Source organism: Vibrio sp. 1288, assembly GCF_033344475.1.
On sequence record NZ_JAWPOX010000346.1, the window covers coordinates 1 to 803 of the forward strand.

1 protein-coding gene is annotated in these 803 nt (G+C 46.7%); it reads left to right on the forward strand.

The features are described 5' to 3' along the window. Positions 1–733 (forward strand): potassium transporter TrkG (locus R8O11_RS26675; RefSeq protein WP_318194803.1); only part of this gene is annotated, 733 nt, incomplete at its 5' end. Positions 734–803 lie beyond the last annotated feature (70 nt).

Here is an 803-nt window from a genome sequence, read left to right on the forward strand (position 1 = left end):
TGGCGGCTTGGGTTTCACTGTGATTGGTGACGTTTGGCGACATTGGCGTAAAGGTTTCCACTTCTTACATATTCACACCAAAATCATGCTGATTGCCACGCCGTTACTGCTGTTGGTGGGAACGGTGCTGTTTTGGCTTTTGGAACGTCACAACCCCAACACCATGGGGTCGCTCACTATTGGCGGGCAATGGTTGGCCGCTTTCTTCCAATCAGCCAGTGCGCGGACAGCGGGTTTTAACAGTGTTGATTTAACGCAGTTCACGCAACCGGCATTACTCATCATGATCGTTTTGATGTTGATTGGTGCGGGTTCGACCTCTACGGGTGGCGGTATCAAGGTGTCTACTTTTGCTGTCGCGTTTATGGCGACGTGGACGTTCTTGCGTCAAAAGAAACACGTGGTGATGTTTAAGAGAACGGTAAACTGGCCAACGGTAACGAAGTCACTGGCAATCATTGTGGTGAGCGGAGCAATTCTCACCACCGCGATGTTTTTGTTGATGCTGACGGAGAAAGCTTCTTTTGACAAAGTGATGTTCGAAACGATTTCTGCTTTTGCAACGGTTGGGCTTACTGCAGGTTTGACAGCAGAGCTTTCAGAACCAGGTAAGTACATCATCATCGTCGTCATGACCATTGGCCGTATTGGACCTTTGACGCTCGCATATATGTTAGCGAGACCAGAACCAACCTTGATTAAGTACCCAGAAGACACGGTTCTTACTGGTTGATTTGTCAGTAATAAGCAAAATGAATGCAAATTAACGCATTGAATTTAAAGTGATATTTTGACTTTTTGAG